This window comes from Agarivorans sp. OAG1, assembly GCF_037076485.1.
GTDB classification, from domain to species: domain Bacteria; phylum Pseudomonadota; class Gammaproteobacteria; order Enterobacterales; family Celerinatantimonadaceae; genus Agarivorans; species Agarivorans albus.
This window is the reverse complement of the sequence record NZ_AP028990.1, coordinates 621,566-644,039: the sequence shown is the minus strand read 5'-3', so window position 1 is coordinate 644,039 and position 22,474 is coordinate 621,566. Positions and strand designations below refer to the sequence as shown.

Genomic DNA, 22,474 nt, shown 5'->3' with positions numbered 1-22,474 from the left:
AAGAATAAAATGAAGCTATTAGCAAGTACGCTCACCGCTTTAAGCATTGCATTTGCCAGCGCTGTAAATGCCGCCCCCATCGAGCTGAAATTCTCACATGTTGTTGCAGAAAATACTCCTAAAGGCCAAATGGCTTTAAAATTTAAAGAACTCGTCGACCAACGCTTACCCGGAAAAGTAGAAGTTAAGGTTTATCCTAACTCTCAGCTATACGGAGACGGGAAAGAGCTAGAGGCCCTGCTACTGGGCGATGTTGAGCTGATCTCACCTTCGCTGTCTAAATTCAAAAAATACACTAAAAAACTACAAGTATTCGACCTTCCTTTCCTATTCCAAGATATGGCGGCCGTTGAGCGCTTCCAAGCCAGTAGTGCCGGACAAGAGTTGTTGTCTTCACTTGAAAGTAAAGGCTTAGTAGGGCTAGGTTACTTACACAACGGCATGAAACAGCTATCGGCTAACGAGCCGCTTTACACCCCTGCCGATGCAAAAGGCAAAAAGTTCCGCATTATGTCTTCCGATGTATTAGCCGCTCAGTTTGAAGCCGTTGAAGCTGTGCCGCTTAAAAAGCCCTTTTCAGAGGTTTTTACCCTACTACAAACCCGCGCCATTGATGGCCAAGAAAATACCTGGTCCAACATTTATTCTAAAAAATTCTTTGAAGTACAAGCCAGCATTACCGAGTCAAACCACGGTGTATTGGACTACTTAATTGTTACTTCAGCGGAGTTTTGGCATGAGCTACCGGACGACATACGCAGTGAGTTAAAGGCAGCTCTAGACGAAGCGGTTGCACACGGTAACCAAATAGCGGCGCAAAAAGCTGAGAAAGACAAGGCCAACATCATGGCTTCAAACCGTTCAGAAATTATTTCTCTAAGCCCAGAGCAACGTCAGCAATGGGTAGAAGCAATGAAACCGGTTTGGCAGCAATTCGAAAGTGAAATTGGCAAAAACATTATTGATGCTGCGGTAGCTGCTAACCAATAAGTGAACAAGCGCAGAGTCCCCTCGCTCTGCGCTCATTCATTGACTTACGCTCTTGGATAAGGACATCACATGAAGTTTGTTGCTTGGTTCCGCCGCTTTGAAGAAAACTTCATCGCATTATTGTTGGTTACCATGACGCTACTGGTATTTGTAGAAGTGATCATGCGTTTTGTATTCAACGCCGGCATTCACTGGGTACAAGAAGTCACCTTGTATTGCTCTGCATGGTTAGTATTACTGGGCGCGAGCTGGGGCGTACGAGAAGGCGCTCATATTGGCGTAGATGCCTTTGTTAAGGTGTTACCGCCTAACCAACGCAAGTGGCTTACCTTAATAGCGCTAAGCCTATGTTTGTTTTATTGCAGCCTATTTATGTATGGCTCTTGGGTTTACTTAAGCAAGCTAGCGCGCATTGGCATTGAAATGGAAGACCTACCCATAGAAAAGTGGAAAACCATGAGTGTGTTGTTTATTGGCTTTGTACTGTTGGTCATTCGCTTCCTAGAAGTGGGCTGGAAGGTACTAACCAACCAGCAAGACGGCTTTCACCTGGCCGATGAAGCCAAAGAAAGCATGCAACTCGCCGACGAACTAAAAAAACAATAAGCACTTGCGGCAAAGGAACTGACCATGACAACTTTTACTCTGTTTATTCTACTGTTTGTTTGCATGATTATTGGCATGCCTATCGCTATCGCGCTTGGCTTTGCTAGCATGACAACCATTCTATTGTTTTCTAACGACTCTTTAGCTTCGGTAGCATTAAAACTATTTGAAGCCACCTCTGAACATTACACTTTGTTAGCCATCCCCTTCTTCATTTTGTCATCAGCCTTTTTATCCACAGGCGGTGTCGCGCGCAGGCTAATTAATTTTGCCATGGATAGTGTGGGACACATTCGTGGGGGCCTAGCCATGGCCTCGGTATTGGCTTGTATGTTATTTGCGGCAGTATCTGGCTCTAGCCCTGCTACCGTAGCCGCCATTGGCTCTATTGTAATTGCAGGCATGGTGCGCTCTGGTTACCCGGAATCACTAGCAGCTGGCGTGATTGCCAATGCCGGTACGCTTGGCATCTTGATCCCACCTTCTATTGTGATGCTAGTTTACGCCGCCGCTACCGAAGTATCGGCTTCGCGGATGTTTATGGCAGGGTTTATTCCTGGGATCATGATGGGCACCATTTTAATGATTGCCATTTATATCGTTGCGCGAGTAAAAAACTTGCCTGCTCAAGCCTATCCGGGTTGCAAAAAATGGGCGATTTCGGCACTTAAAGCCACAGGTGGCTTGATGCTGATTGTGATTGTTCTTGGCTCAATTTATGGCGGGGTAGCTAGCCCAACCGAGGCTGCATCAGTGGCAGCAATTTATGCCTTTTTAGTTTCGGTTTATGGCTATCGAGATATTGGCCCAATTAAACACCAAGCTTGGCAGAATGAAGGCGAAAACATAGGCGCGGCCGTTGCCCGTAACTTAATGCTATTCCCGGTTAGTATCTTTAAGTCAGTTAGTGATCCGGAAGTGCGCCAAGTACTTAAAGACGCGGCAAAAGTGAGCATTATGCTGCTATTCATTATTGCTAATGCAATGTTGTTTGCGCATGTATTAACCACCGAGCGCATTCCTCACATGATTGCCGAGTCCATTGTGGCCTATGGTCTTCAGCCTTGGGCATTTTTGGTAGTAGTGAATATCTTGTTGCTGATTGCTGGTAACTTTATGGAGCCTTCCGCCATTTTGCTTATCATGGCGCCCATCTTGTTCCCTATTGCGACACAGCTGGGCATAGACCCCATTCACCTCGGGATCATTATGGTAGTGAATATGGAAATAGGAATGCTTACGCCACCAGTTGGTTTAAACCTCTTTGTTACAGCAGGGATAACTGGAAAGAGCATGGGTTGGGTGATTAAGGCATGCTTACCTTGGTTAAGCCTATTATTGTTCTTCCTGATCTTAATTACTTACATACCGCAAATATCGCTATTTTTGCCGGAGTACTTCGACCGACTAAACGGCTATTAATCTCCCCTCCAAACAAGAAAAAGGCCTGCAAAATATAGCAGGCCTTTTTAGTTGTTTATGCTTTCTCCATGCGCCGCTGACGACGGCGCAATGCATCATTAAATCGGCGTTTGGCTACTTCTGTGCTTGGTTCAAGCGGCGGCACTTCTGCAGAGTTGCCTTGCTCATCAACCGCTACCATAGTGAAAAAGCAAGAGTGAGTATGGCGTACAGTTTGCTCTTTAAGATTCTTAGCAACCACTTTAATGCCAATTTCCATTGAAGTTCGGCCGGTGTAATTAACCGAAGCTAAAAAAGTAACAAACTCACCAATCTCTACCGGGTTTTTGAACAATACTTGGTCTACCGATAGCGTTACTGCGTAGTTCCCACAATATTGAATAGCGGTGGTGTAAGCTACTTCATCCAATTTTTTTAACATGGCTCCACCATGCATCTTACCGGAGAAATTGGCCATCTCAGGGGTGACCAATATATTCATTTCTGTTTGTGACTTGTCCATGTGGGGCCTAATTGAGTAACTACAACAAGCGGCTCTCGCCACTTTACAAATAAACCGACCTTAATCAGTTTTTAAACCGTATTTATCAAGCAAAGAATACAAGGTTGGGCGAGTAACACCAAGCAGACCAGCGGTATTAGAAATATTACCATTGCTTAGCGCTAAGGCCTTATTAATTGCTTGCTTCTCAGCAGCTTCGCGCACATGGCGAAGATTTAGCGCCAGTTTAACTTGCTCTTCATCGCCAATCGGCAAGGCCAAGTCATCGGCAGTAATCTGCTTATTGTCGGCCATGATAACTGCCGACTTCACCTTATTTTGCAGCTCGCGAATATTGCCTGGCCAACGGTGATTGCTTAAAGCTGTAATAGCGTCATCACTAAAGTTATTAATGTTACGCTGCATTTGCTTGTTATAGTTTTGCAAGAAAGCACGCGCTAACAACACCACATCTTCACCGCGGTCACGAAGCGGCGGGATATTAATGGTGATCTCACTGATTCGGTAAAATAAATCTTCACGAAACTCTTTTTGCTCAACCATGTTTTGCAAGTTTTGGTGGGTTGCACAAACAATTTTCACATCCACGGCGATTTCTTTACGTCCGCCTACTCGCTCGACCACTTTCTCCTGCAAGAAGCGAAGAATCTTAGCCTGTAATGGATAGGGCATATCGCCGATTTCATCTAAGAATAAGGTACCGCCATTGGCACACTCAATCTTACCTTCGGTAGTTTTATGTGCCCCAGTAAATGCGCCTTTTTCAAAACCAAATAGCTCGCTTTCAAGCAAGTTTTCTGGGATAGAGGCACAGTTAATAGCGATAAAAGGTTTATCTTTACGTGGGCTTTGCTGGTGAATAGCGCGAGCAAGTACTTCTTTACCCGTACCACTTTCACCTAACAACAGTGTGGTTACCTCGGTAGGGGCAATACGCTCCACCATACGGCAAACTTTTTGAACTTGCGGAGAGTTACCCAAAAAGCCGTTGTTATCTAACGATGCCCCCTTCAGAGTCTCGTTTTCTAACTCTATATTGGCAACCCAGAAGGCTCTAGCGATAATCACCGACATGGTGTCATCATCAATCGGTTTTTGATAAAAGTCGTGTGCCCCCATGGCAATAGCACTTAGAGCGTTTTCTTTATCTTCGTTACCGGTAATAACAATAACTTTAAGCTTTGGGTTTAACTCCAGCATTTCTTTTAGCGTTGCCAAGCCTTCACTGGCATTGGCCTCATCTGGCGGTAAACCCAAATCTAAAGTCACCACTTTAGGCTCATAACGACGTAGAGCAGTGATGGCTTCCTTTCTATCACCAGCAATAATGACTTCGTAGTCGCTAAAGCTCCACTTTAACTGTTTTTGAATACCTGGGTCGTCTTCAACAACCAGTAACGTTTCCATGTTATTTCTTCCATCAGCTTTGCTGGCGCATTAGGCCAGCTAAATTTTGTGAATGGGCAAGTACAACTTAAATAAGCTTCCCTCGCCAACATTACTCGTAACTTGTATATGCCCACCAAGTTCTTCGACAAATCGCTTCGCGTCATAAGCGCCTACACCCATGCCAGCATTGCCCTTGGTAGTATCAAACGGCTTAAATAAGCGTGTATCAATAAATTCTACGCTCATTCCTTCGCCGTTGTCTTGTATTTCTATTAAACACTCATTGGCTTGCTTGCCAGCACGTATACTGATCAAGCCGTCTTCTGCCGTAGCATCTTGCGCATTTTGCACTAGATGCGAAACCACGTTTACAAAGCGCTCTTGGTCACCCACCAGTTCAAAGTTCTCACTTAAGGTGAACGCTAACTGCGGAATAGGCTTACTAATAGAACGCGATTGCGCAACCTGCTCAAGTGCCGCTTTTAGCTGAAAAGGAGCCACTACCGTATCCACTCGTTGCTTCTTGCTGAGGTGTGCCACAACTTTAGCCAAACGATTGGCTGCAGAGTCTACCGTTTCAAACGCGTCATCAATAAATTCAGGGTTATGTTTATGCTTAACCGCATTTTTCGACATCAGCTGCAATTGTGCCAAAACATTTTTAAGATCATGCACCAGATAAGCAGACATGCGATTAAAGGTATCAAACTGTTGGCTTTCGGCCAACGCCAAGTTAGAACGGTGTAAATTAAGAAATACCGCCAGTTGGCGACTAATCGCGCGCATCAAATCTCGGTCTTCCCAATTTACACTATGGATAGCAGAGGGTGCAGACAGCAAAATCACCCCCTTAAAGCCAGCACTGGTGCTCATTGGAATGACATAACAAAATTTTGTGATTTGCTGTAACTGGCTAGTGGAGACTTGAAAAGGCACCACACTGGTATCTTCTTTCAGCTCTTCAATATCGACAATCCATTGGTGCTCGATGGCTTGCCCAGCCAAGTGGTCTAAACATAACTGAGCCTGAGAGTCATCATCTCGAATGTTATAAGTGGCTTTAACCACATACCGGCCGTTTTCTACGATAGCCAAGCCAGCATACTGACAATCGAAAGGCTGGTTAATTGCCTTAAGTGCAATGCTATAAGGCGAAACGCCGTCTTCTTCAAGCACTGCTGCAAACTTCATCCACTCTTCACGGTATTCATATTTATTGGCGAAAAAGTGTTTAGTGATTTGCACTTTTAAACGCTTGCGTAAGCGTTCAGATAAAAACAAGCTGACTAGAATTAACGCGCTTAAGGCAAAGAAGCCATTTTGCGCCATGCTGCCCCAGTCACCACCAGCATACCTGATGTAATAACCAACTAAGGCCATTACCAGTAAATAGCCGCCGGCCACTAACAACAGAGTGCTATGGTAAATGACATCACGTGACACATAGATTTTGGTGGACCAACGCTTGATCCTGCGCGCACTTAATAACACCAGCGGCGCAGCCAAAATAGCGACAAATCCACGTAGGCTCCAAAAATCAAAAGAGATCCCCGAAGTAATTAAGGCGTTGGCATACAGCGCAAAGTCGAAAGCAAACATGCCGCCCAAACCAAGGCACATAGGTTTAATAGTGGGGCGAGCACTAACATCAATGCGTCGATACAGCTGCTCTATTAACCACAGACCAATAACAGTTTGTGATAGCTGCGTTACTAACCAGAACTGATTTAACTGCTGGCCTGCCAAAGCAGTGCTGACTTGTAGACATGCGATACATATCAGGCCAAGCAGCAAGCCTTTTTTTCGCCAAGGGCCGCGGACAAAATTACTAAGCTCGAAACGTGGAGCTATGGTGGCATAAAGCAATAAGAACCACAGAGCATTACGAAGGCTCTCGATACCAAACAAATAGCCAAGAGGAAGGGCTATCCACATTTGAGCAACCCCAGCGCTAGCCCAAAGCAGCGTGAAAAACACCACCAAGCTCAATGCTTGGCGCTGGAAGCCGCTTTGTTTAGTGGTGAGCAACAGTAAACTGAATAGCAGGTACACCACCGCTGCAATGCTGTAGCCTAATAAACCAACAATAATACTCAAACGTGACCTTCCATTTCCAAGCTAGGCTTTGTGACAGCGGGTAATGAGAAATACTTAGCTATTTTCGCTTAACTCGACGATTTCTTTGCGCTTCTTCTCTATCATTTTATCTAGATAGCGAATGATTTTAATTTTTCGCAACACGACTTCTTCTAGGTAGCTAGACACATCTAGTAGTTTTGCTTTTAACTGACTATCACCAATAGCAGCATTACCAATACTGGCATTAACACCGGTACCGTCTTCATATTGGCGTCCCAACACCGCATCAATATCCGAGACACCGTGCTGTTCTGGTGTACCTTGTAAAGAGCCAGAAAGCTCACCGCCCATCTCTTCAATAACTGCAGCTACGTCGGCTTGGCTAATCGCGTGTAAGTCTTCCAAAAACGCATATAAAAACAGTCGGTCAGCAAAGATATTAATCTTTCGTGGGATACCTTTAGTAAAGTCAGCAATTTGCTGGAAAATATCATCATCTAACTTAGGGTTTTCATTCCAACCCACCTGCTTGAGGCGGTGCAATATATAACCTTGGGTTTGCTCTGCATCCAAGGGTTTTAGGTGACAAGAGGCGATAATCCGTTGCCTAAACTGCTCCATTTCTGGCAGTTCAATAATCGGTTTTAGCTCTTCCTGCCCAAGTAAGAAACTCTGAAAAAGAGGTTTGTCGTTGAGTTGAAAGTTAGACAGCATTCGCAGTTCTTCAACGGTTTCTGCTGGTAAATTCTGTGCTTCATCTACCACTAATAAGGCGCGTTTGCCTTGCTTATTTAAAGTAAGCAAATATTGTTCAAATCGCTTTAGAATATCGGCCTTATTTAGGCCCTCAACATCAATACTAAACTGGGCTGCAACTAAGCGAACTAATTCGTCGGGGTTAAGTTTAGTTGTAGCAATTTGAGCAGCCACAATTGAGTCGTCCACCGAGGCTAATAAGCTTCTGGCGATAGTGGTTTTTCCGGTACCAATTGGCCCCGTTACAACAATAAAACCTTCACCTTGAGACAAGCCATAACGCAGATAAGACACGGCGCGATCATGATGAGGGCTAGCAAAAAAAAACTTAGGGTCGGGGCTAAGCTTAAATGGTTTATCACTTAAGCCAAAAAATGATTCATACATACTTAAAACTGCTTAGTCGCGTTAATCGATACTCGGTTTTCGTCATAGGTTCTGCCCACTATATTGGAGCTACGATGAGTAAATTGGTAGCGATAAGTGAGGAAGAACCCTTCGATGAGGTCTTGATTTAGTGACAGATCATAGCGACTGTACTTATCCACTTGGTCGATGCCATTGAGGCGATCAAATGTGTAGTGGTCGTAATCAAATGCAAAGGCAATGATCAGCTTACGACTCAACTTATGGTCTAAGCTAACTCCGCCACCATAAGTTGTGTCTTTGACAAAATCCGTTACGTCACGCAAACCTTCACGGGTTTGGTGGCGTAACTCAAAATCGAGCCCTGAGCGGCGAAGGTCTAAGCCAGTATTCCATCTAAAGGTTTTATCAAGCTTTTGCTCTTCTACACTATCACCTTCAACAAAGAAACGGCGATCGAAGCTAGTGGGCTCTTCAATGTAGCTAATGTCGGTACTAATACGGCGCTTTTGGTGGAAGAAGGTGAATTCATAGGCATCACCATAAAAACGCTTACTATATTCAAAGAACAATTTGGTGCGGCGGTTCGGCTCGAGATTAACCGCAGCCCCCACATAATCTTCGTTTTTATCTTTATCTAGAGAAAAGTTATAGCTCAGTTCGAAGTAGCTTAAACGAGAGCGAAAGTAACGAACTGCTGGTCCCCAGCTTTCTGACTCCCCTACCTTTTCCGATGAGCTAACACCTTGCAAGTAACTCTCTGCATAGTAGCGAATAAAAGGGCTGAAGCCTGAACGCTGCTGCAAACCCAACTCACCTTTATATTTAATATTTTCAGTTTCTGAAGAGTTCCCCCGCGCTTCACGGCGAATGTAGCTAGAATCAATTAACCAAAATACTGAATTTACTTTTTGACCATTTTTAAACAGCAATGACGCGTCATAGTCGTTGTTATTACCGCGGTCGTCTTCATAACGATACAAGCTACTGGCAACTCGAGCGTTTAGATCTACCCATTTACGGGGGTTTGATTGATAGTTTAAACCTAGGCCTAACTCGCTGCCTTGAATCAAGTCTCCAGAAATCACATCGGTAATAGCATTGCTACTTACCTCAGCAGGCAGAATATCAACAGATGCAACAGCATCGACACTAAAGCCAGATTTCCCCAGTTTTTTATCACCAGTAAAATCTAGCTCGTGATAAAGCTTATTTTTTTCGGAATCGTAAGAGTGGTAGGTTTGCCTTGCCCGATAATCTAGGGAGAGCTCACCGTCTTTACCAATAACTTCAGAGACAATGCCCGCTGACAACACGCCAATTTCACCAGACTCTGGCGCTTCTTCGGTAAGACCTGCATTATCGGTATAAACTAGCTCCGCACCGATTTCTGGACGAAACTCTACCTCTGCGGCATTAACCGAGCTTGATATTCCAACAGCAATAGCAAGCGCAACAACTGCTCTAGGCGCTGCGTTCTTCCTCATAACCATAGCCATATCCGTAGCCATATCCGTAAGTCCCTGTTTTGCCGTGTACTGCTTTATTCAATACATATCCGATCGCCAGCTCATCGCTAAATTGCGATACAGCAGATCTAATCGCAGCGAGCTTGGTTCCGTCTTGTTCAACTACCACCACTGCTTGCCCAATGAAGTTAGACAATACTACCGTTTCGTTTACCCCGAGTACCGGTGGGCTGTCGAACAATACGACGCGGTCGGAATAACGGCTATTTAGCTCTTCAGTAAGAGAGCGCATTTTGTCACTGGCCAACAACTCATTGCTCAAGTGATGCGGCATGCCTGCCGGCATAATTCTTAAATTAGGTATATTGGTGTGATAGATAACATCAGCAATGTCATCAGTTTCACCTAATAGATACTCCATCAAGCCCATGTGTTGACCAATACCCAAGGTTTTACTCACAGTTGGCTTTAACACGTCAGAATCAATTAACAGTACTGTTTTATCCTTTTCCAAGGCTAAGCTCAGCGCTAAATTAATTGAAGTGAATGTTTTACCTTCCCCGGGGTTAGCACTAGTAACCATGATCAAGTTACTTTTATTTTTCGGTATTAGACCTGGCTCAAATGCATTTTTAATCAGCTTACGTTTAATGCTTCGGTACTCATCACTGAGCATTCTGGTTTCGCGAGAGCGAATATCTGACAACATGCCTAAACGTTTTAACACTGCGGAATCTATTTGCAAGACCGGCTTTTCACGCTTTTCTGTAGAAGGCACACTGCTAGCCGCAGCTTGGTTTGACTCAGCAGCTTCAGGCTGTTCACTACCCTCTTGCTTGGCTTGGGCTTGTTTAGCAAGCTTGCCCATTGCTTTTTCTATGGTACTCATAGCAATCCACCTAAACCGGTAATAATTTTACTGTGTAAGTTCGGCAATAGGTTGATCACCATAAAGCCAACAAAGCCACATAGTAAAACCGCGTTAGACAACACAAACACTCGCATCTTACGTTTTTCTACTTTCAACAAACCAGAGCTTTCCGTGGCAGATACCACTCCTAGAACAGGATAGCCAGTTTGCTGATATAATTGCTGAATACTTGAAACCACTGGGTTCACTTGGCTAAAGGCCAGCGACAAACCAACCCCAACAGCTAGGGCAAAAATCAGCACCCCGGCAATTAATAGCGGACGTTTCGGACCAGAAGGTTCAATGGGAACCCTTGGAGCATCAATAACCCTAAACTTAATGTCGTCGGTAGTTTTGCCTGCACTTTGTGAAATAAGCGCGCTCTCTCTACGCGATAACAAGTCTTCATACTTAGACTTGGTAATCTCATAGTTACGGTTAAGCCCAGTAAGCTTTGCTTCTACGTCAGGCACCTGGCGTAGCTGCTCCTCTAAGTTATCAACTTTCTCTTTGTGTCTTTGCTCACGAACTTTAAGCGAAGCAACATCGTTTTCAATTTGACTAACAGTAATCTTGAGATCTTGATAGATCACCGATTCCGAGGCGAGAGCTGCAGGCGTTTTTGCAGTGGTTAAGGCATTTTCTTTTTGCTTTTGCAAAGAAGCCAATTGACGCTGCACTTCCACCACATCAGGGTGACGCTCGGTATAGCGCAACAACAAGTCGTCTAAGCGCGTTTGCATTGCCAAAATACGATCATCAAACTCAGTTCGAACGCGCGCGGTTTGTTGGGAGGCCAATACCTCTTCACTAGCCAATTGCGCTCTGGCTGAGACCAATTTGGTTTCGGCCTCACTAAGTTGTAAGCGAGTCTCTTCTAACTGCTTTTTAACGTTCTCAAGATTACTGTAGTAAGTAGACTCTTTACCAGGCAAAAAGGCTGTGTATTCCTGCTTGAAAGAAGCTAGGCGTTTTTCCGCTTCAATCAGGCGCGTCTCATACTCTTCAATCTGCTGATTAATAAATGAGTTGGCGGTATCAGTATCTTGGCGCTTTTCACCTAGAGTATTCTCAACAAATACGTCCAATGCCGCTTGCACTACATCACGAACGTACTGTGGTGAGTCGGCTTCGAAACTAATGGTATAGAGATTTTCTCGACGCGTTTTGTCGATCTCGATAGTCTCTTTTAGGCTATCTAGCAATGCGTCATATTCAGTGCTGTTATTCACCCTAACGTCAGCATCACTAGCCCGAGCAATTTTTTCCAGATTGCTACGACTTAGCAAAGTTTTAACCATCATCGCTAACTCTTGACTGGGGTCAGTCTGAATGGCTAAACCTTTAAGTAGAGGCTGCAATAATGAGCGAGTATCTGCGTAAACCCGAGCCTCGGCAGTGTATTGATTTGGCATCAATGTCACAGCTATCCAGCCAATAGGGCAAATAATCCACAGTGCGATTAAAATATAACGGCGCTTTAACCATACCCCTCGCAGGTATTGCAGAAAGTCCTCAATTAAATCTTGCATTTATACGACTACTCCGACTAAAACCATGCTTCTGGGATAATGATAATATCACCAGGAAGAACGTCTACATTGGCTTCAATCTCACCGTCTTGAATCAATTTACCAACAAGTACTTTATATGAACGCTGCTCACCGCTAACCACTCGAACTAAGCGGGCGTTATCGCCATCAGCGTATTCTGTTAGACCTCCTACCTGAATCATCACATCCAGCAGCGTCATATCTTCGCGATAGTTAATTGCTTGAGGCTCGAAAGCTTCACCAATTACTCTAACCTGCTCGCTAAATGGTCCAATAAAGCCTTCAACAGTAACAGTTACGATCGGATCACGAATAAACTCCGCTAATTCTGATTCAATCAGACGAGCTAATTCAGTTGGTGTTTTACCCGATACCTCTAAGTCTTCAACTAGTGAGGTAGACACCATGCCGTCTGGACGCACAATGAAGGTGCCCGATATTTCAGGGTTACGCCATACAAAGATGTTGAGTTCATCACCTGGGCCAATCAGATACTTGTAATCAGCTGGGTTAGCAGTAAGCGACGGATGAACCGACGCGCCAGGTAAAGTAGGTAGGTTGTTCGAGCAGGCGGTTAGGAAAAGCCCTATCGCCATAAACGAGAGCAATTTAATTACTACTTGGTTGAGTTTTTTCATAGCACTGTCCATTTCGCTGAGAGTCCATCAAAATAACATTGATTGAGGTGGTCCTTTTTTCCATGATAGTGTGCGAGCGCGCATGTTGTAAATCTCTTGAGCTAAATAGTTTTAATATATCGACATTTATCTACTGGCTGTTGGAAATGTAAAGTGCAGGTAACAAACTTAGGTTTAACTAGCTGGGCACAAGTAACACCGATTTTTTGTGGCTCTGCGTTTAAATCTCGGTATACTGATTAGTCTTAAAACTATATTTAATATCTTGTTTCAAGGAAGAAGCGTGGCTGGTTCGAAATTTCATAATCTAGATCCCGGTAGTAGAGCGATCATTCTTGCCGAATTTTTGGTGCTCATCGGGGTTTTTGTCATTGGTGTTGAACTTCTCCGCTTTAGCGGCTTTGAAGGCATCCCCGCCTATGGTGAAGGAATACTGTTATTACACTGTTTGGCATTTACCTTTCCAATACAACTGTCAATATTGTCAGTTGGCTTATATAACCAGAAAATTCGTGAAACCTTTCGTGGAGTAATACGCCGTTTATTAGTAAGTATTGCCTTAGGTTATTTCATATCTTCGGTTATTTATGTACTTACGCCTTTAGATGTTCTTCCTGGTAATTTCCGCGAACTGCTATATGCCGCAGTCATGATGGGCTTAACCACTATTCGCTACTTTGCGCTTAAAATGCAATATGAGCATATGGGCCGCAAACGAATTTTGGTGTTAGGAGCCGGTGAACGCGCCAGCATTATTGAAAAACGTATGCGCCGTAAATCTGACCGCGTAAGCTTTGAAATGGCTGGTTTCATTCGTATGCCTGGTGATTCTGATGACGGTATTCAACGCGAAACTATTCTCGAGCTTGATCAACCCTTAGAGTCATTTGTACTGGCCAACGGCGTAGAAGAAATAGTGATTGCAGCCGATGAGCGGCGCGCCAACTTGCCGGTAGATAGTTTATTTTTATGTAAACTGCGTGGAGTTGAAATCACCGATATTATCGACTTCATCGAGCGCGAATCAGGGCAAATTGCAGTAAACCTTATTTACCCTTCATGGGTTATTTACAGCAATGGTTTCCATTCTACCAACTATTTACGTAGCTCTTTAGATTGGGTATGTAACACCTTCTTAGGCCTGATCGTATTGTTCCTCACTTGGCCATTGATGCTAATTACCGTCATCATGATTAAGTTAGAGGAAGGCATTCGAGCCCCCGTGCTCTACTCGCAAGAACGGATTGGTTTAAACGGTCAACCATTTAACATTTACAAGTTCCGTAGTATGCGCACCGATGCTGAAAAAGATGGGGCTAAATGGGCGCAAAAAGAAGACCCTCGGGTAACCAAAGTGGGTAACTTTATTCGTAAATACCGCGTCGATGAGCTGCCGCAAATTTATAACGTATTGGTGGGCGATATGGGTTTTGTTGGGCCTCGTCCTGAGCGCCCTGCGTTTGTAAAAGAGTTGGTATTATCAATCCCTTATTACAACCAGCGCCACAACGTTAAACCAGGTTTAACTGGCTGGGCACAGCTTAAGTACCCTTATGGAAGCACTGAAGCGGATGCACTTGAGAAGCTAAAATTTGATCTTTACTACATCAAGCACCGAAGCTTCCTACTCGACCTTTTGATACTAGTGCGCACTGCAGAGATTATTTTGTTCGGAAAAGGGCGTTAATCTTTGGTAGCAACAGAGTCAAGCAACAAACTAAACAACAGCGGCTTACTTCAAGCCGCTGTTGTTCTTGGTACTACCGCCTTAATTGCCTTGCTCTTTTGGCCGGTAGTATTAGATATTTGGCGCTATAGCTTTGATGATGGCACCTACTCGCATGCATTCTTGATCCCAATTGTTGCTCTGTATGTGCTTTACGATTGCCGTCAACAACTGCAGTTTCGTCAAGGTGCTAGCTTGTGGTTGGTATTGTTAATTGCCAGTTTAGCCATAGAGTTGCTGCTTTACTTAAGCCAAATTAGCTTGCCCGTTAGAGCGCTGTTACCCTTTGTTTTGCTATTTAGCTTATTGAGTATCTTCAAACACCACAAAAGCCTTTATGTGTATGCCTTGGTGCTCCTGTTTGCCACTCCGATTTGGGGCATTTTGTCACCACCTTTACAAAGCTTATCTACCACCGTTGTAGAGATGGTTATGGCCTATACCCATGTTCCTAGTTACTTTGAAGGGAATGTAGTGTCAATTCCTTCAGGGCAATTCGAAATAGCTAACGGCTGTAGTGGCTTACGCTACTTTATTACTTCTTTGTTTTTGTGTTTGTTATATATCTATTTCAATATTCGCAGTGTTAAAAATGCTTTAATCTTTTTTGCTATTTGCATGTTTGGCGCGTTAATCGTTAACTGGGTTCGGATCATCACAATCATTTTGATTGGCCATGAAACTCAGATGCAAAGCGAAATAATTTATGATCATAACAACCTTGGCTGGTATTTATATATCCCATACTTGTTATTAGCTTTTTACGTTGGTGGGAAGTTGTCCAGCGAGTTAGTAGCTCAAACCAAAGTAAAGCAAACAGAAGGCCCTTCAGTTCGCGGTTTAGCCTTTGTTATTTTGGCGCTATTGATTTTTTCACCCAGCCTAATTGATTGGCCAGTATGGGATGCCAATAAATTAAACACCCAAGATACTAAAGCAACAACCAGTTACCACCCAGCCCTTCAGGTAGCTCAGTACCAATCTGTTGAGCAACAAAGCCTTAGTGTTAATCAAGTAGAGCTCAATCATTGGGTGTTTTTGTTTAGTGGCTTAGGCTTAGACAACAAAGCCTCATTTTACTTAAATGAAGTAGTACCTGAGAATCTGCGAATTGATAGCTCAGAGACAGAACAAGCAATTAACTTCGTTTACTTCCGCTCTGCAGCCAACCGCCCTGGCGTGTTAGCTTATAGCTATGCAGGCGCTAAAGGCATGGTATCAAATCGTTCTGCTCTGCGAGCTCAACGTTTTAGCGAGATACTCTCAGGGCAACGCCAAAGCGCAATTGTGGCCGCTTCTGCCTTGTGTGTCGACAACGACTGTCGTGAAGCCAAACAGGCGCTCTCGATGCAATTACTTAAATACCAAGACACCCAATTATTGTTTCAACAACCAGGTTAACGAGCCATTGCTGGCAAACCACCAGTTAAACTTTCTAAGAGGTTTTAGCGACCAGTTGGGATTACTCATGGCTTTTTTCCCTTTCTTGTCCATTGTGCCCTCACAGGTGTTCAGCAATTCTTGAGCAAGCAGCTCTAGCAAGAACTCATCTTGTTGACGCTGTCGTTTTAGATACACCCCTTTGTAAACCATACCGGCTACATCGCAAGCATGTTGTCGCTCGGTCCATGAGTTTCTATCTTGAAAAATAGACTGCTTAAAAAACACCAAGTAATCCGGAATGTACAAAGTTTTACCTTTGTACTCCACTGTATATAAACCGTGATGTAGCAGCATGTCAGAAAAGTCGATAATCATATCCGCTGCTCTTTGATCATCAGTCATCCAAAAGTAACGCCACAGCTGTTCTACCACCAATGCCGACATCCACGGAGAACACACCATGTCTTTACTGTTTTTATTAGAATGGGCTTTTAAACTGTGCTTTATACAACCACCTTGCCCCGGAGCGCTCACCCATAAATCCTCGCGGATACCTTCAAGTAGCTGTTCTACCCGCTTATAGGACTGCTCATCGCTATGTAACTCCCATTGGTTTAACGCCAAACTTAAAGCAACTGACAGATGACGTTCTGTCCAAAAGCCTAATTGAGTTGAATAGCGGGCTGGCCAAGCCAGTCCTTTTTGAGTCATTTTTTCAATTGCCAGCTTGGTCGACCGATGTGGATAGAAAAGGTAGTCAATTAGCAGGCCACTACTTAACATGTATTTAAGATCGGCCGAGCCTTTTAGTGCAAAATCACCATTGTCATCGAGCTGACTCATAAAAAACTGTGCTTGCTGGTGAGCTGTTTTCTTCCAAACTGGGTCTGCAGTCTTAAAATACAGCTGATAGAAGGTGAATGGTCGGTCATACAACCAGGGCGCTGCACTATTAGTGGGTAATGTGGTTTTCTTAGCGGGATCTTTAGGTTTACTCACCTGCTCAATAATAGCTTCATCGGCACTGTAAGCCGCGTAACGCCAATAGGCATTGTCTAACCAACCCCAATCAATATTATTAGCGTTATAAATTAGCGGGGAGTACAGCGCCTTATTGAGCCAATTTTCTGGGTAGTGCAGCTCTGCTAGCTGAGCTTCTTCAAAGCTTAGGGCTTGGTCCGGCTTCGCCAAACCTTCTCCCCAACTGAGCTCTACACTGCCTTGTTCCAAACCTTCAACTTTAAACAATACACCTCGATAGAATGCAGTGCTTTTAAGTTTTGGCCAAAGTAAATGGGCATGAGCGGTAAACTTAAGGCTTACCCCCTGCTGCTTCAGAGTAAAGCCCTGTTGTTCTGAGACGGTAAAATTAGGAAATGGAATAACGATGTAATGGAACTTATTCGTGCTGGGGAGAGTTTTAACATTTAGCTCAACACTTGCTTTTGCCACATTGCTAACAGCAGCCACCAAAATCAGTAAACAAACAACTAACGGCCGCCAGACTATGCCTGAAGCATTAATAGCAAATCCTTGCATATTCCATATCCTCTATGTGAAAAAGGCGTTTACAATTGCTTATTCAGTTAAGTGCAAATGTACGGGTTGAGCAAGCCTAGTTAAGCTCGATGCTTGGTATTTAACTCCATAACTTGTACTTTCAGCGAATCAACTTCTTTATTGCCGTCTACTGAGATCCGCTTTAACTGGTAAGCACTCTGCGCATCTAGTTGAGTATTAATGCCATTCATAAAGGAGAATGCCAAACGGTAGCCACACTCTTGTGCAAGCGCTTGGGTTTGCTCAGTAAAACTGTCAGTTCGCCCTACTGGATAGGCAAGCATAGAAACCGCAGTACCCAGTTTGCTTTCGATGAAATCTCGCGATTGGGTTAACTCTTCGCGCTGCTGCTCTAGTGATAAATGCGCTAAAATCGGATGGCTGCGGGTATGAGAGCCAATAGTCATTCCACCCTCTGCCATTTCCTTTAGCTGCTGCCAGTTTGCAAACAAGCTATGTGAGCTGGGCATTGGAGGCGCTTTGCACTCTGCTTTTAACATATCTAACTTCTCTTCCATGGAGAAACTATGGTCTTCCTTGAAGGCATAAAGCAGTTTGCGAATATTTTGAGTTTGGTTTTTGCCACTTAAGTCCACTGCGTGGGACCAGTGCTTTAGTTTTAATGTAGTAGACTGACAGTGCTTAACTAACCAAGCGACCTCGTCCCACCAGGCAAAAATGCCACCATTGGTGTATTCAGTCACCACAAAAAACACTGCGCTAAGCTGATGTTTTGTTAATAAAGGAAAGGCATGCTGGTAGCTATCGATATAGCCATCATCAAATGTGATTAAGGCATAGGGTTTGGTAATTGCTTCACCCGAGTCCAATAAAGCGATTAACGCGGCTTCATCTAATACTTCAAACTCTTGTTTATAAAACAGCAAATGTTGTTCAAATTGCTCTGCGGTACAGCTAAAAACGTTAGGGTCAAACTCACTAAAGCGTGCATCGCCAATTCGATGATAATTGAATACATAAATGCCAGGCACACGTTGCTGCCAGCGCTTTTGAGACACACTACGCTTACCGAAAAAAAATTGCCGTATCTTGGCTTTATTCAGCATCCGTATGCTCATCTAAAGTTTTATAATTTGGCGCTTTAACTAGATAGTCTCGATACTGATTTGGGTTACCCGACTCACCAGCTTCGGCAGCTTTAGCCATGTTGTACATTTCACGCGCCGACACATAGTGCAATACGTAGTTTTCACCATCGTTATACTTGCTTTCCAAGTAACTACACATGTCATCGAAAGGTTTACCTAGCAAAGTGGGCATGTCTGCTTCTTGGGTACCATGGGTATGGATCTTAATGAAGCGCCACTCAGGTCGACCTTCGACATGAATATTTGCCTTAACCCACAAATCAACACGATCTTTAGTCGGCATCATACTGGTGCGAATATCCGAGTTTTCAATTTGTGGGAAGATGCCTTTTTTACGCGCTCTCCAGTTAAGGTCTAGCGGGCCATTAATTAGCATTAAATCACCCCACATTTGACCGCCTACTTTGACCATTTTCCCAGTATTGTGAGACTTTGGTGCATGGGGATCATCTTTAGCATAATAAATCGCGTTCACCGTCGCGGGCTGAGTAACACTTGGCGCAGATGGGAAGGTATAATCAACAAAGCAACCTGTTTCCCGTAGCACAATCAACTCATCATTTACGCCACATAATTTCCCCTCAGGGTGGGAGTTATCTAAGGTCCAGTTTCCGTGAATAAACGCGTATTGCAGCTTGCCAGTCTCTTCACTGCGTACAAAGGCACCGTGTTTTTCATGCAATAACTCGGTGAAGCCCTCCAAGGTTTGACGTAAATTATCACTGGTATCGTCTTCATGGTGCAGGTGAACTTCAATTTCCCCAAAACCACGCGCACAAATATCGGCTACCTTTGCTAAGTGTTCATAGCGATACTCTTCTTCTGGGTAGAAGAACGAATGTTTAGGGTGACAACCATCTGCATCTTGGTGTTTACCAGCCACTACCGGGTATTCATTAAACCAGCGGTCCACACGCGCTCGCTCTTGCTCAAGGCTAATATTTTTGCCCCACTGCGGCTCATAGTGATCGACAAAACAAAACAATACGTGGGTTGGCCCTTCAAATTTTGCCTTAGCTCTAAACTTTTGTTTTAGGTAATGAGGTAACCATAAATGCATGTGCTTCTTTCGAATAATTAAGGTTACCGCTGCTGCGCCAACTAGCAGCAATACTATTAAAGCTAAAAAGATTATCACCGTGATGTCCTTTGCCATGTGCCTTGCACATTTTTAAACAAGAATGAGTAGAAGCCTTTTAATAAAGCCATATTCATAGATACAAAAAAAGTTAGAAACGCAATGCTGCCAGGTACGCTTTTACCCCGCTTACTGCGACTGTTCCCCCAAGCTGCCACCAAGTAGCCGGCCAATTGAACGGCCAACAAGCTGGCATACAAAGGCTTAGCCACCAGCATTAGGTTACACAGCAAGGCAATCAGCATTAAATGCGGGGTAAACCAGCGCAACACTTTATGGCTAAGGTAAGCAAAAAAGCGTGCTCCTTGCAGTGGATTTAGTGCCCACAAACAACGAGTAAAAGCTTGGTAATTACCAGTACCAATACGAATTCGACGTTTTTCTTCATCCTGTAGTGAAGGTGCTACTTCTTCAAACGCTACCGCGTTTGGTTCATACAAAACCTTTTTCCCCGCCTTAGACACGTTCATCACAATCATGAAATCATCAACAATGGTGTTGGCAGGTAGCGCCTGATATAAGGGTTTAGCAATAGCGTAAATAGCACCATTAGCCCCGAGTAGAGCACCTAAACGCGACTCATGAAACTTAAGCATTTGTTCATAACGCCAGTAGATGCCGTCTTTGTTATCAGCTGACTCCGAATCAACTAAATGCAGTTCCCCACAAACAGCCCCAATGTCGTCACTATCAAAGTGCCTAACTAGGTTTTCGATAGCGTCATCTTCAAAATGGGTGTTGGCATCAGACATTACTAAAATCGGGTCTTCGGCCAATTCCACCAAGTCATTAAGTACATTTATCTTGCCGCGATTTTGCTCAAAGATATGGGCTTTAAAATTACTCGCCTCCACCGCTTGTAAAATTTCTGCAGATTTATCCGTGCTGCCATCAGAGCCAATGTGAATGGTAAGTTTGTCTTTGGGGTAACTAAGTTGCAGTAAATTGTCTACCCGTTGCTGCAAACAACTCTCTTCATTATAAGCGGCAATAATAATTGAAACAGACGGCCACTCTTTAGCTTCTAGTGAACGGCGTTCTCGGCGACGCCAGAGATAGCGGGTATCACGAACCGCTTGTTTAATACCGCTAATCATTAGCAATACAACTGGATAAGCAGCATAACTGTAGCCAATTAAACCCACTGCCAACCAAAATAACAATTCCATTTACTGCTCCATCTCGGCTGACTTTCGGAGATATGCTTTAGCGGGAATACCTAACATGGTTGCGCCTTCTTCTGCAGATTTAGTTAACACAGCATTGGCGCCAACTTTTACCTGGTCGGCAACATCTAAGTCACCAATAATTTTGGCGCCGGCACCGACAAATAGCTCAGAGCCTAAACGCGGTGATTTGCCCTTTTCATCACCAATCACCACACCACTTTCTAAAGTAATGTTACTACCGCCCTTTACCTTAGAATTAATCACAATGCCTACTGGGTGCATAATCACAAAACCTGGGCCAAATTCCGCACCAGAGCCAATTACGCAACCATTCATAAACTTATTCAGCCATTGGAAGAAATAGGCAAGCAAGCCCAAGTTATGATTGGCGCACCAACGCATCCAGCGATAAATAATATTGGCGCTAGAACCATCTGCCATCACTATCCTCAGCATGCTTACAGACGCACCATCTAATCTGAAGATTTCTTGCTTACGACGAAAATCAGCTTTGATATTTTCCATCACTTCACCAAGGTTAATAGTTGTTCAGCATTATGACGCCACTGTCTTTCTCGCTCGATATAAGCCCTAGCTTGCAGACCAACTTGCTGCTGTTGTTCCACTTGAGAAGAAAGGCTGAGCACCTTTTCTACGCAAGATTCGCGGTCGTTTGCTTTAAACAACCAACTGGTTTCGCCGTCGGCTACAACTTCAGCAATAGGCGTAAAGTCAGGAGCAACCATACCTTTGCCCATAGCCATAAACTCAAACAGTTTCATCGGTGAGCCATAGTCATTTGAATCCGGCAAAATGCCAAAGTCCATGGCAGATAAATAGGTCGGCACTTGGTCATGGGCGACTCTGCCGGGCATAATAATTTGCTTCTCTGCCCCTGCATCAGCAATGCGTTGTTTAATACTTTGATAACAAACGCCATCGCCTACCAACAATAAAACAATGTTGGGATAATCTTTTAGGCGCTCAGCGATCAAATCAACAAACCAGTCGATACCGTGCCAATGTACAAAAGCACCAACGTAGCCAACGACAACTTTATCTTCTACCTCTAGCTTTTGGCGTAAGGCTAAAGCAGCAGCATCATCGATAATAAACTGATCTAAATCTGCAGCATTTGGCGAAATCACTGAGGGAGCAATATTTGGGTAAGCATCTTGAGCAACTTGTTGAAAGCGACTAGAAATAAACACTAAACCAGTAGCGTTACTAAAAATCCACTTCTCAATTGAGCGAGCAAAACGTTGAAAAAATAGTTCACGAACACGATGCACTAAACAGGAGTCATTAATTTCCAACACAATCGGGATGTTATGGCGCTTTGCCCACCACACACTGGCAAACATAAACAATGAATAGCGCTCATAAACAAACTCTATTTGCTGCTCTTTAACCGCTTTACGTAAGCGCCACCAAGCCAACACATTAAAAGCCAGCTCAAACAGTTCAAACACAAATTCCGGGGTATGTTTGGTTAACTCAGCTAGGCGAGAAAATAAGCTCTTTTTAGCAGGCGGTTTAGCCGCTTGCTGCTGTTTCGGTACCGCCAGCTCTTCTTCCGGATCAGCACCAGGCAGAGATAAAATGCTTACCTTGTGGCCTAGTTCACGTAGACCTTTAACCACACCACGAATATGTACACCTTCGGCTCCTCGGCCACGTGTTCGGTGGTGGAACAAAATGTTCATTTA

The 22,474-nt window shown here is 44.0% G+C and carries 19 protein-coding genes; 5 read left to right on the top strand and 14 right to left on the bottom strand.

Features of this window, described 5'->3' with window-relative positions:
- The first annotated feature begins 9 nt into the window (after positions 1-9).
- The 3 genes from OAG1_RS03050 to OAG1_RS03040 all read left to right on the top strand — a co-directional run bounded on the left by OAG1_RS03050 (position 10) and on the right by OAG1_RS03040 (position 3,018).
- Complete coding sequence (locus OAG1_RS03050) at positions 10-990, top strand: TRAP transporter substrate-binding protein (protein WP_338623826.1); 981 nt, start codon at positions 10-12, stop codon at positions 988-990.
- Between the two features lie 69 nt (positions 991-1,059).
- On the top strand, positions 1,060-1,596 hold the full coding sequence (locus OAG1_RS03045) for a TRAP transporter small permease (protein ID WP_338623824.1): 537 nt from the start codon (positions 1,060-1,062) through the stop codon (positions 1,594-1,596).
- A 24-nt stretch (positions 1,597-1,620) separates the two neighbouring features.
- Positions 1,621-3,018: a TRAP transporter large permease subunit gene (locus OAG1_RS03040; protein ID WP_338623822.1), complete on the top strand. Its 1,398-nt coding sequence runs from the start codon at positions 1,621-1,623 to the stop codon at positions 3,016-3,018.
- Positions 3,019-3,073: 55 nt separating this feature from the next.
- Here OAG1_RS03040 and OAG1_RS03035 read toward each other — a convergent pair whose 3' ends face one another.
- From OAG1_RS03035 to OAG1_RS03000, 8 genes are read right to left on the bottom strand one after another with little or no spacing between them, the layout of a single operon-like run.
- The gene (locus OAG1_RS03035; protein ID WP_152785912.1) at positions 3,074-3,520 is read right to left on the bottom strand and encodes an acyl-CoA thioesterase; all 447 of its coding nucleotides are present in this window, start codon (positions 3,518-3,520) and stop codon (positions 3,074-3,076) included.
- A 60-nt stretch (positions 3,521-3,580) separates the two neighbouring features.
- Complete coding sequence (gene prsR / locus OAG1_RS03030) at positions 3,581-4,927, bottom strand: PEP-CTERM-box response regulator transcription factor (protein WP_016403557.1); 1,347 nt, start codon at positions 4,925-4,927, stop codon at positions 3,581-3,583.
- A 39-nt stretch (positions 4,928-4,966) separates the two neighbouring features.
- Positions 4,967-7,006, bottom strand: coding sequence for an XrtA/PEP-CTERM system histidine kinase PrsK (gene prsK / locus OAG1_RS03025; protein ID WP_338623817.1), 2,040 nt, complete (start codon positions 7,004-7,006; stop codon positions 4,967-4,969).
- Positions 7,007-7,060: 54 nt separating this feature from the next.
- The gene (locus tag OAG1_RS03020; protein ID WP_338623815.1) at positions 7,061-8,131 is read right to left on the bottom strand and encodes an XrtA/PEP-CTERM system-associated ATPase; all 1,071 of its coding nucleotides are present in this window, start codon (positions 8,129-8,131) and stop codon (positions 7,061-7,063) included.
- 2 nt (positions 8,132-8,133) lie between these two features.
- Positions 8,134-9,597, bottom strand: coding sequence for a TIGR03016 family PEP-CTERM system-associated outer membrane protein (locus OAG1_RS03015; RefSeq protein WP_338623813.1), 1,464 nt, complete (start codon positions 9,595-9,597; stop codon positions 8,134-8,136).
- Positions 9,575-10,468, bottom strand: a complete 894-nt coding sequence (locus OAG1_RS03010; RefSeq protein ID WP_338623811.1) for an XrtA-associated tyrosine autokinase — start codon at positions 10,466-10,468, stop codon at positions 9,575-9,577. The genes OAG1_RS03015 and OAG1_RS03010 overlap by 23 nt, the downstream gene beginning before the upstream one ends.
- Positions 10,465-12,021, bottom strand: coding sequence for an XrtA system polysaccharide chain length determinant (locus tag OAG1_RS03005; protein ID WP_016404017.1), 1,557 nt, complete (start codon positions 12,019-12,021; stop codon positions 10,465-10,467). The genes OAG1_RS03010 and OAG1_RS03005 overlap by 4 nt, the downstream gene beginning before the upstream one ends.
- A 17-nt stretch (positions 12,022-12,038) precedes the next feature.
- The gene (locus OAG1_RS03000; RefSeq protein ID WP_194164229.1) at positions 12,039-12,680 is read right to left on the bottom strand and encodes an XrtA/PEP-CTERM system exopolysaccharide export protein; all 642 of its coding nucleotides are present in this window, start codon (positions 12,678-12,680) and stop codon (positions 12,039-12,041) included.
- Between the two features lie 283 nt (positions 12,681-12,963).
- Here OAG1_RS03000 and OAG1_RS02995 point away from each other — a divergent pair, with 283 nt between their 5' ends.
- Positions 12,964-14,367 (top strand): TIGR03013 family XrtA/PEP-CTERM system glycosyltransferase, encoded by a 1,404-nt coding sequence (locus tag OAG1_RS02995; protein WP_016404019.1) that lies wholly within the window; start codon positions 12,964-12,966, stop codon positions 14,365-14,367.
- 3 nt (positions 14,368-14,370) lie between these two features.
- On the top strand, positions 14,371-15,807 hold the full coding sequence (gene xrt / locus OAG1_RS02990) for an exosortase (protein WP_338623806.1): 1,437 nt from the start codon (positions 14,371-14,373) through the stop codon (positions 15,805-15,807).
- On the opposite strand, the gene OAG1_RS02985 is transcribed toward xrt, so the two are convergent.
- The 6 genes from OAG1_RS02985 to OAG1_RS02960 form a co-directional block, all read right to left on the bottom strand.
- Entirely contained in the window at positions 15,784-17,328 is a 1,545-nt protein-coding gene (locus tag OAG1_RS02985; RefSeq protein WP_338623804.1) for a hypothetical protein, read from the bottom strand. The two genes, xrt and OAG1_RS02985, sit on opposite strands and share 24 nt — an antisense overlap.
- A gap of 80 nt (positions 17,329-17,408) precedes the next feature.
- Positions 17,409-18,368, bottom strand: a complete 960-nt coding sequence (locus OAG1_RS02980; protein ID WP_338623802.1) for a polysaccharide deacetylase family protein — start codon at positions 18,366-18,368, stop codon at positions 17,409-17,411.
- A gap of 37 nt (positions 18,369-18,405) precedes the next feature.
- Positions 18,406-19,596 (bottom strand): hypothetical protein, encoded by a 1,191-nt coding sequence (locus OAG1_RS02975; protein WP_338623800.1) that lies wholly within the window; start codon positions 19,594-19,596, stop codon positions 18,406-18,408.
- Positions 19,593-20,765: a glycosyltransferase family 2 protein gene (locus tag OAG1_RS02970; protein WP_338623798.1), complete on the bottom strand. Its 1,173-nt coding sequence runs from the start codon at positions 20,763-20,765 to the stop codon at positions 19,593-19,595. Before OAG1_RS02970 ends, OAG1_RS02975 begins: the two co-directional genes overlap by 4 nt.
- Complete coding sequence (locus OAG1_RS02965; protein WP_338623796.1) at positions 20,766-21,290, bottom strand: serine acetyltransferase; 525 nt, start codon at positions 21,288-21,290, stop codon at positions 20,766-20,768.
- The gene (locus OAG1_RS02960; RefSeq protein ID WP_338623794.1) at positions 21,290-22,471 is read right to left on the bottom strand and encodes a glycosyltransferase family 4 protein; all 1,182 of its coding nucleotides are present in this window, start codon (positions 22,469-22,471) and stop codon (positions 21,290-21,292) included. The genes OAG1_RS02965 and OAG1_RS02960 overlap by 1 nt, the downstream gene beginning before the upstream one ends.
- Between the last annotated feature and the right edge of the window lie 3 nt (positions 22,472-22,474).

Excerpts from the sequence above, each read along its gene's own strand:
- OAG1_RS03050 (WP_338623826.1), top strand. The coding sequence starts at position 10 with ATGAAGCTATTAGCAAGTACGCTCACCGCTTTAAGCATTGCATTTGCC.
- OAG1_RS03045 (WP_338623824.1), top strand. The coding sequence starts at position 1,060 with ATGAAGTTTGTTGCTTGGTTCCGCCGCTTTGAAGAAAACTTCATCGCA.
- OAG1_RS03040 (WP_338623822.1), top strand. The coding sequence starts at position 1,621 with ATGACAACTTTTACTCTGTTTATTCTACTGTTTGTTTGCATGATTATT.
- OAG1_RS03035 (WP_152785912.1), bottom strand. The coding sequence starts at position 3,520 with ATGGACAAGTCACAAACAGAAATGAATATATTGGTCACCCCTGAGATG.
- prsR (WP_016403557.1), bottom strand. The coding sequence starts at position 4,927 with ATGGAAACGTTACTGGTTGTTGAAGACGACCCAGGTATTCAAAAACAG.
- OAG1_RS03020 (WP_338623815.1), bottom strand. The coding sequence starts at position 8,131 with ATGTATGAATCATTTTTTGGCTTAAGTGATAAACCATTTAAGCTTAGC.
- OAG1_RS03015 (WP_338623813.1), bottom strand. The coding sequence starts at position 9,597 with ATGAGGAAGAACGCAGCGCCTAGAGCAGTTGTTGCGCTTGCTATTGCT.
- OAG1_RS03010 (WP_338623811.1), bottom strand. The coding sequence starts at position 10,468 with ATGAGTACCATAGAAAAAGCAATGGGCAAGCTTGCTAAACAAGCCCAA.
- OAG1_RS03005 (WP_016404017.1), bottom strand. The coding sequence starts at position 12,021 with ATGCAAGATTTAATTGAGGACTTTCTGCAATACCTGCGAGGGGTATGG.
- OAG1_RS03000 (WP_194164229.1), bottom strand. The coding sequence starts at position 12,680 with ATGAAAAAACTCAACCAAGTAGTAATTAAATTGCTCTCGTTTATGGCG.
- OAG1_RS02985 (WP_338623804.1), bottom strand. The coding sequence starts at position 17,328 with ATGCAAGGATTTGCTATTAATGCTTCAGGCATAGTCTGGCGGCCGTTA.
- OAG1_RS02970 (WP_338623798.1), bottom strand. The coding sequence starts at position 20,765 with ATGGAATTGTTATTTTGGTTGGCAGTGGGTTTAATTGGCTACAGTTAT.
- OAG1_RS02965 (WP_338623796.1), bottom strand. The coding sequence starts at position 21,290 with ATGGAAAATATCAAAGCTGATTTTCGTCGTAAGCAAGAAATCTTCAGA.
- OAG1_RS02960 (WP_338623794.1), bottom strand. The coding sequence starts at position 22,471 with ATGAACATTTTGTTCCACCACCGAACACGTGGCCGAGGAGCCGAAGGT.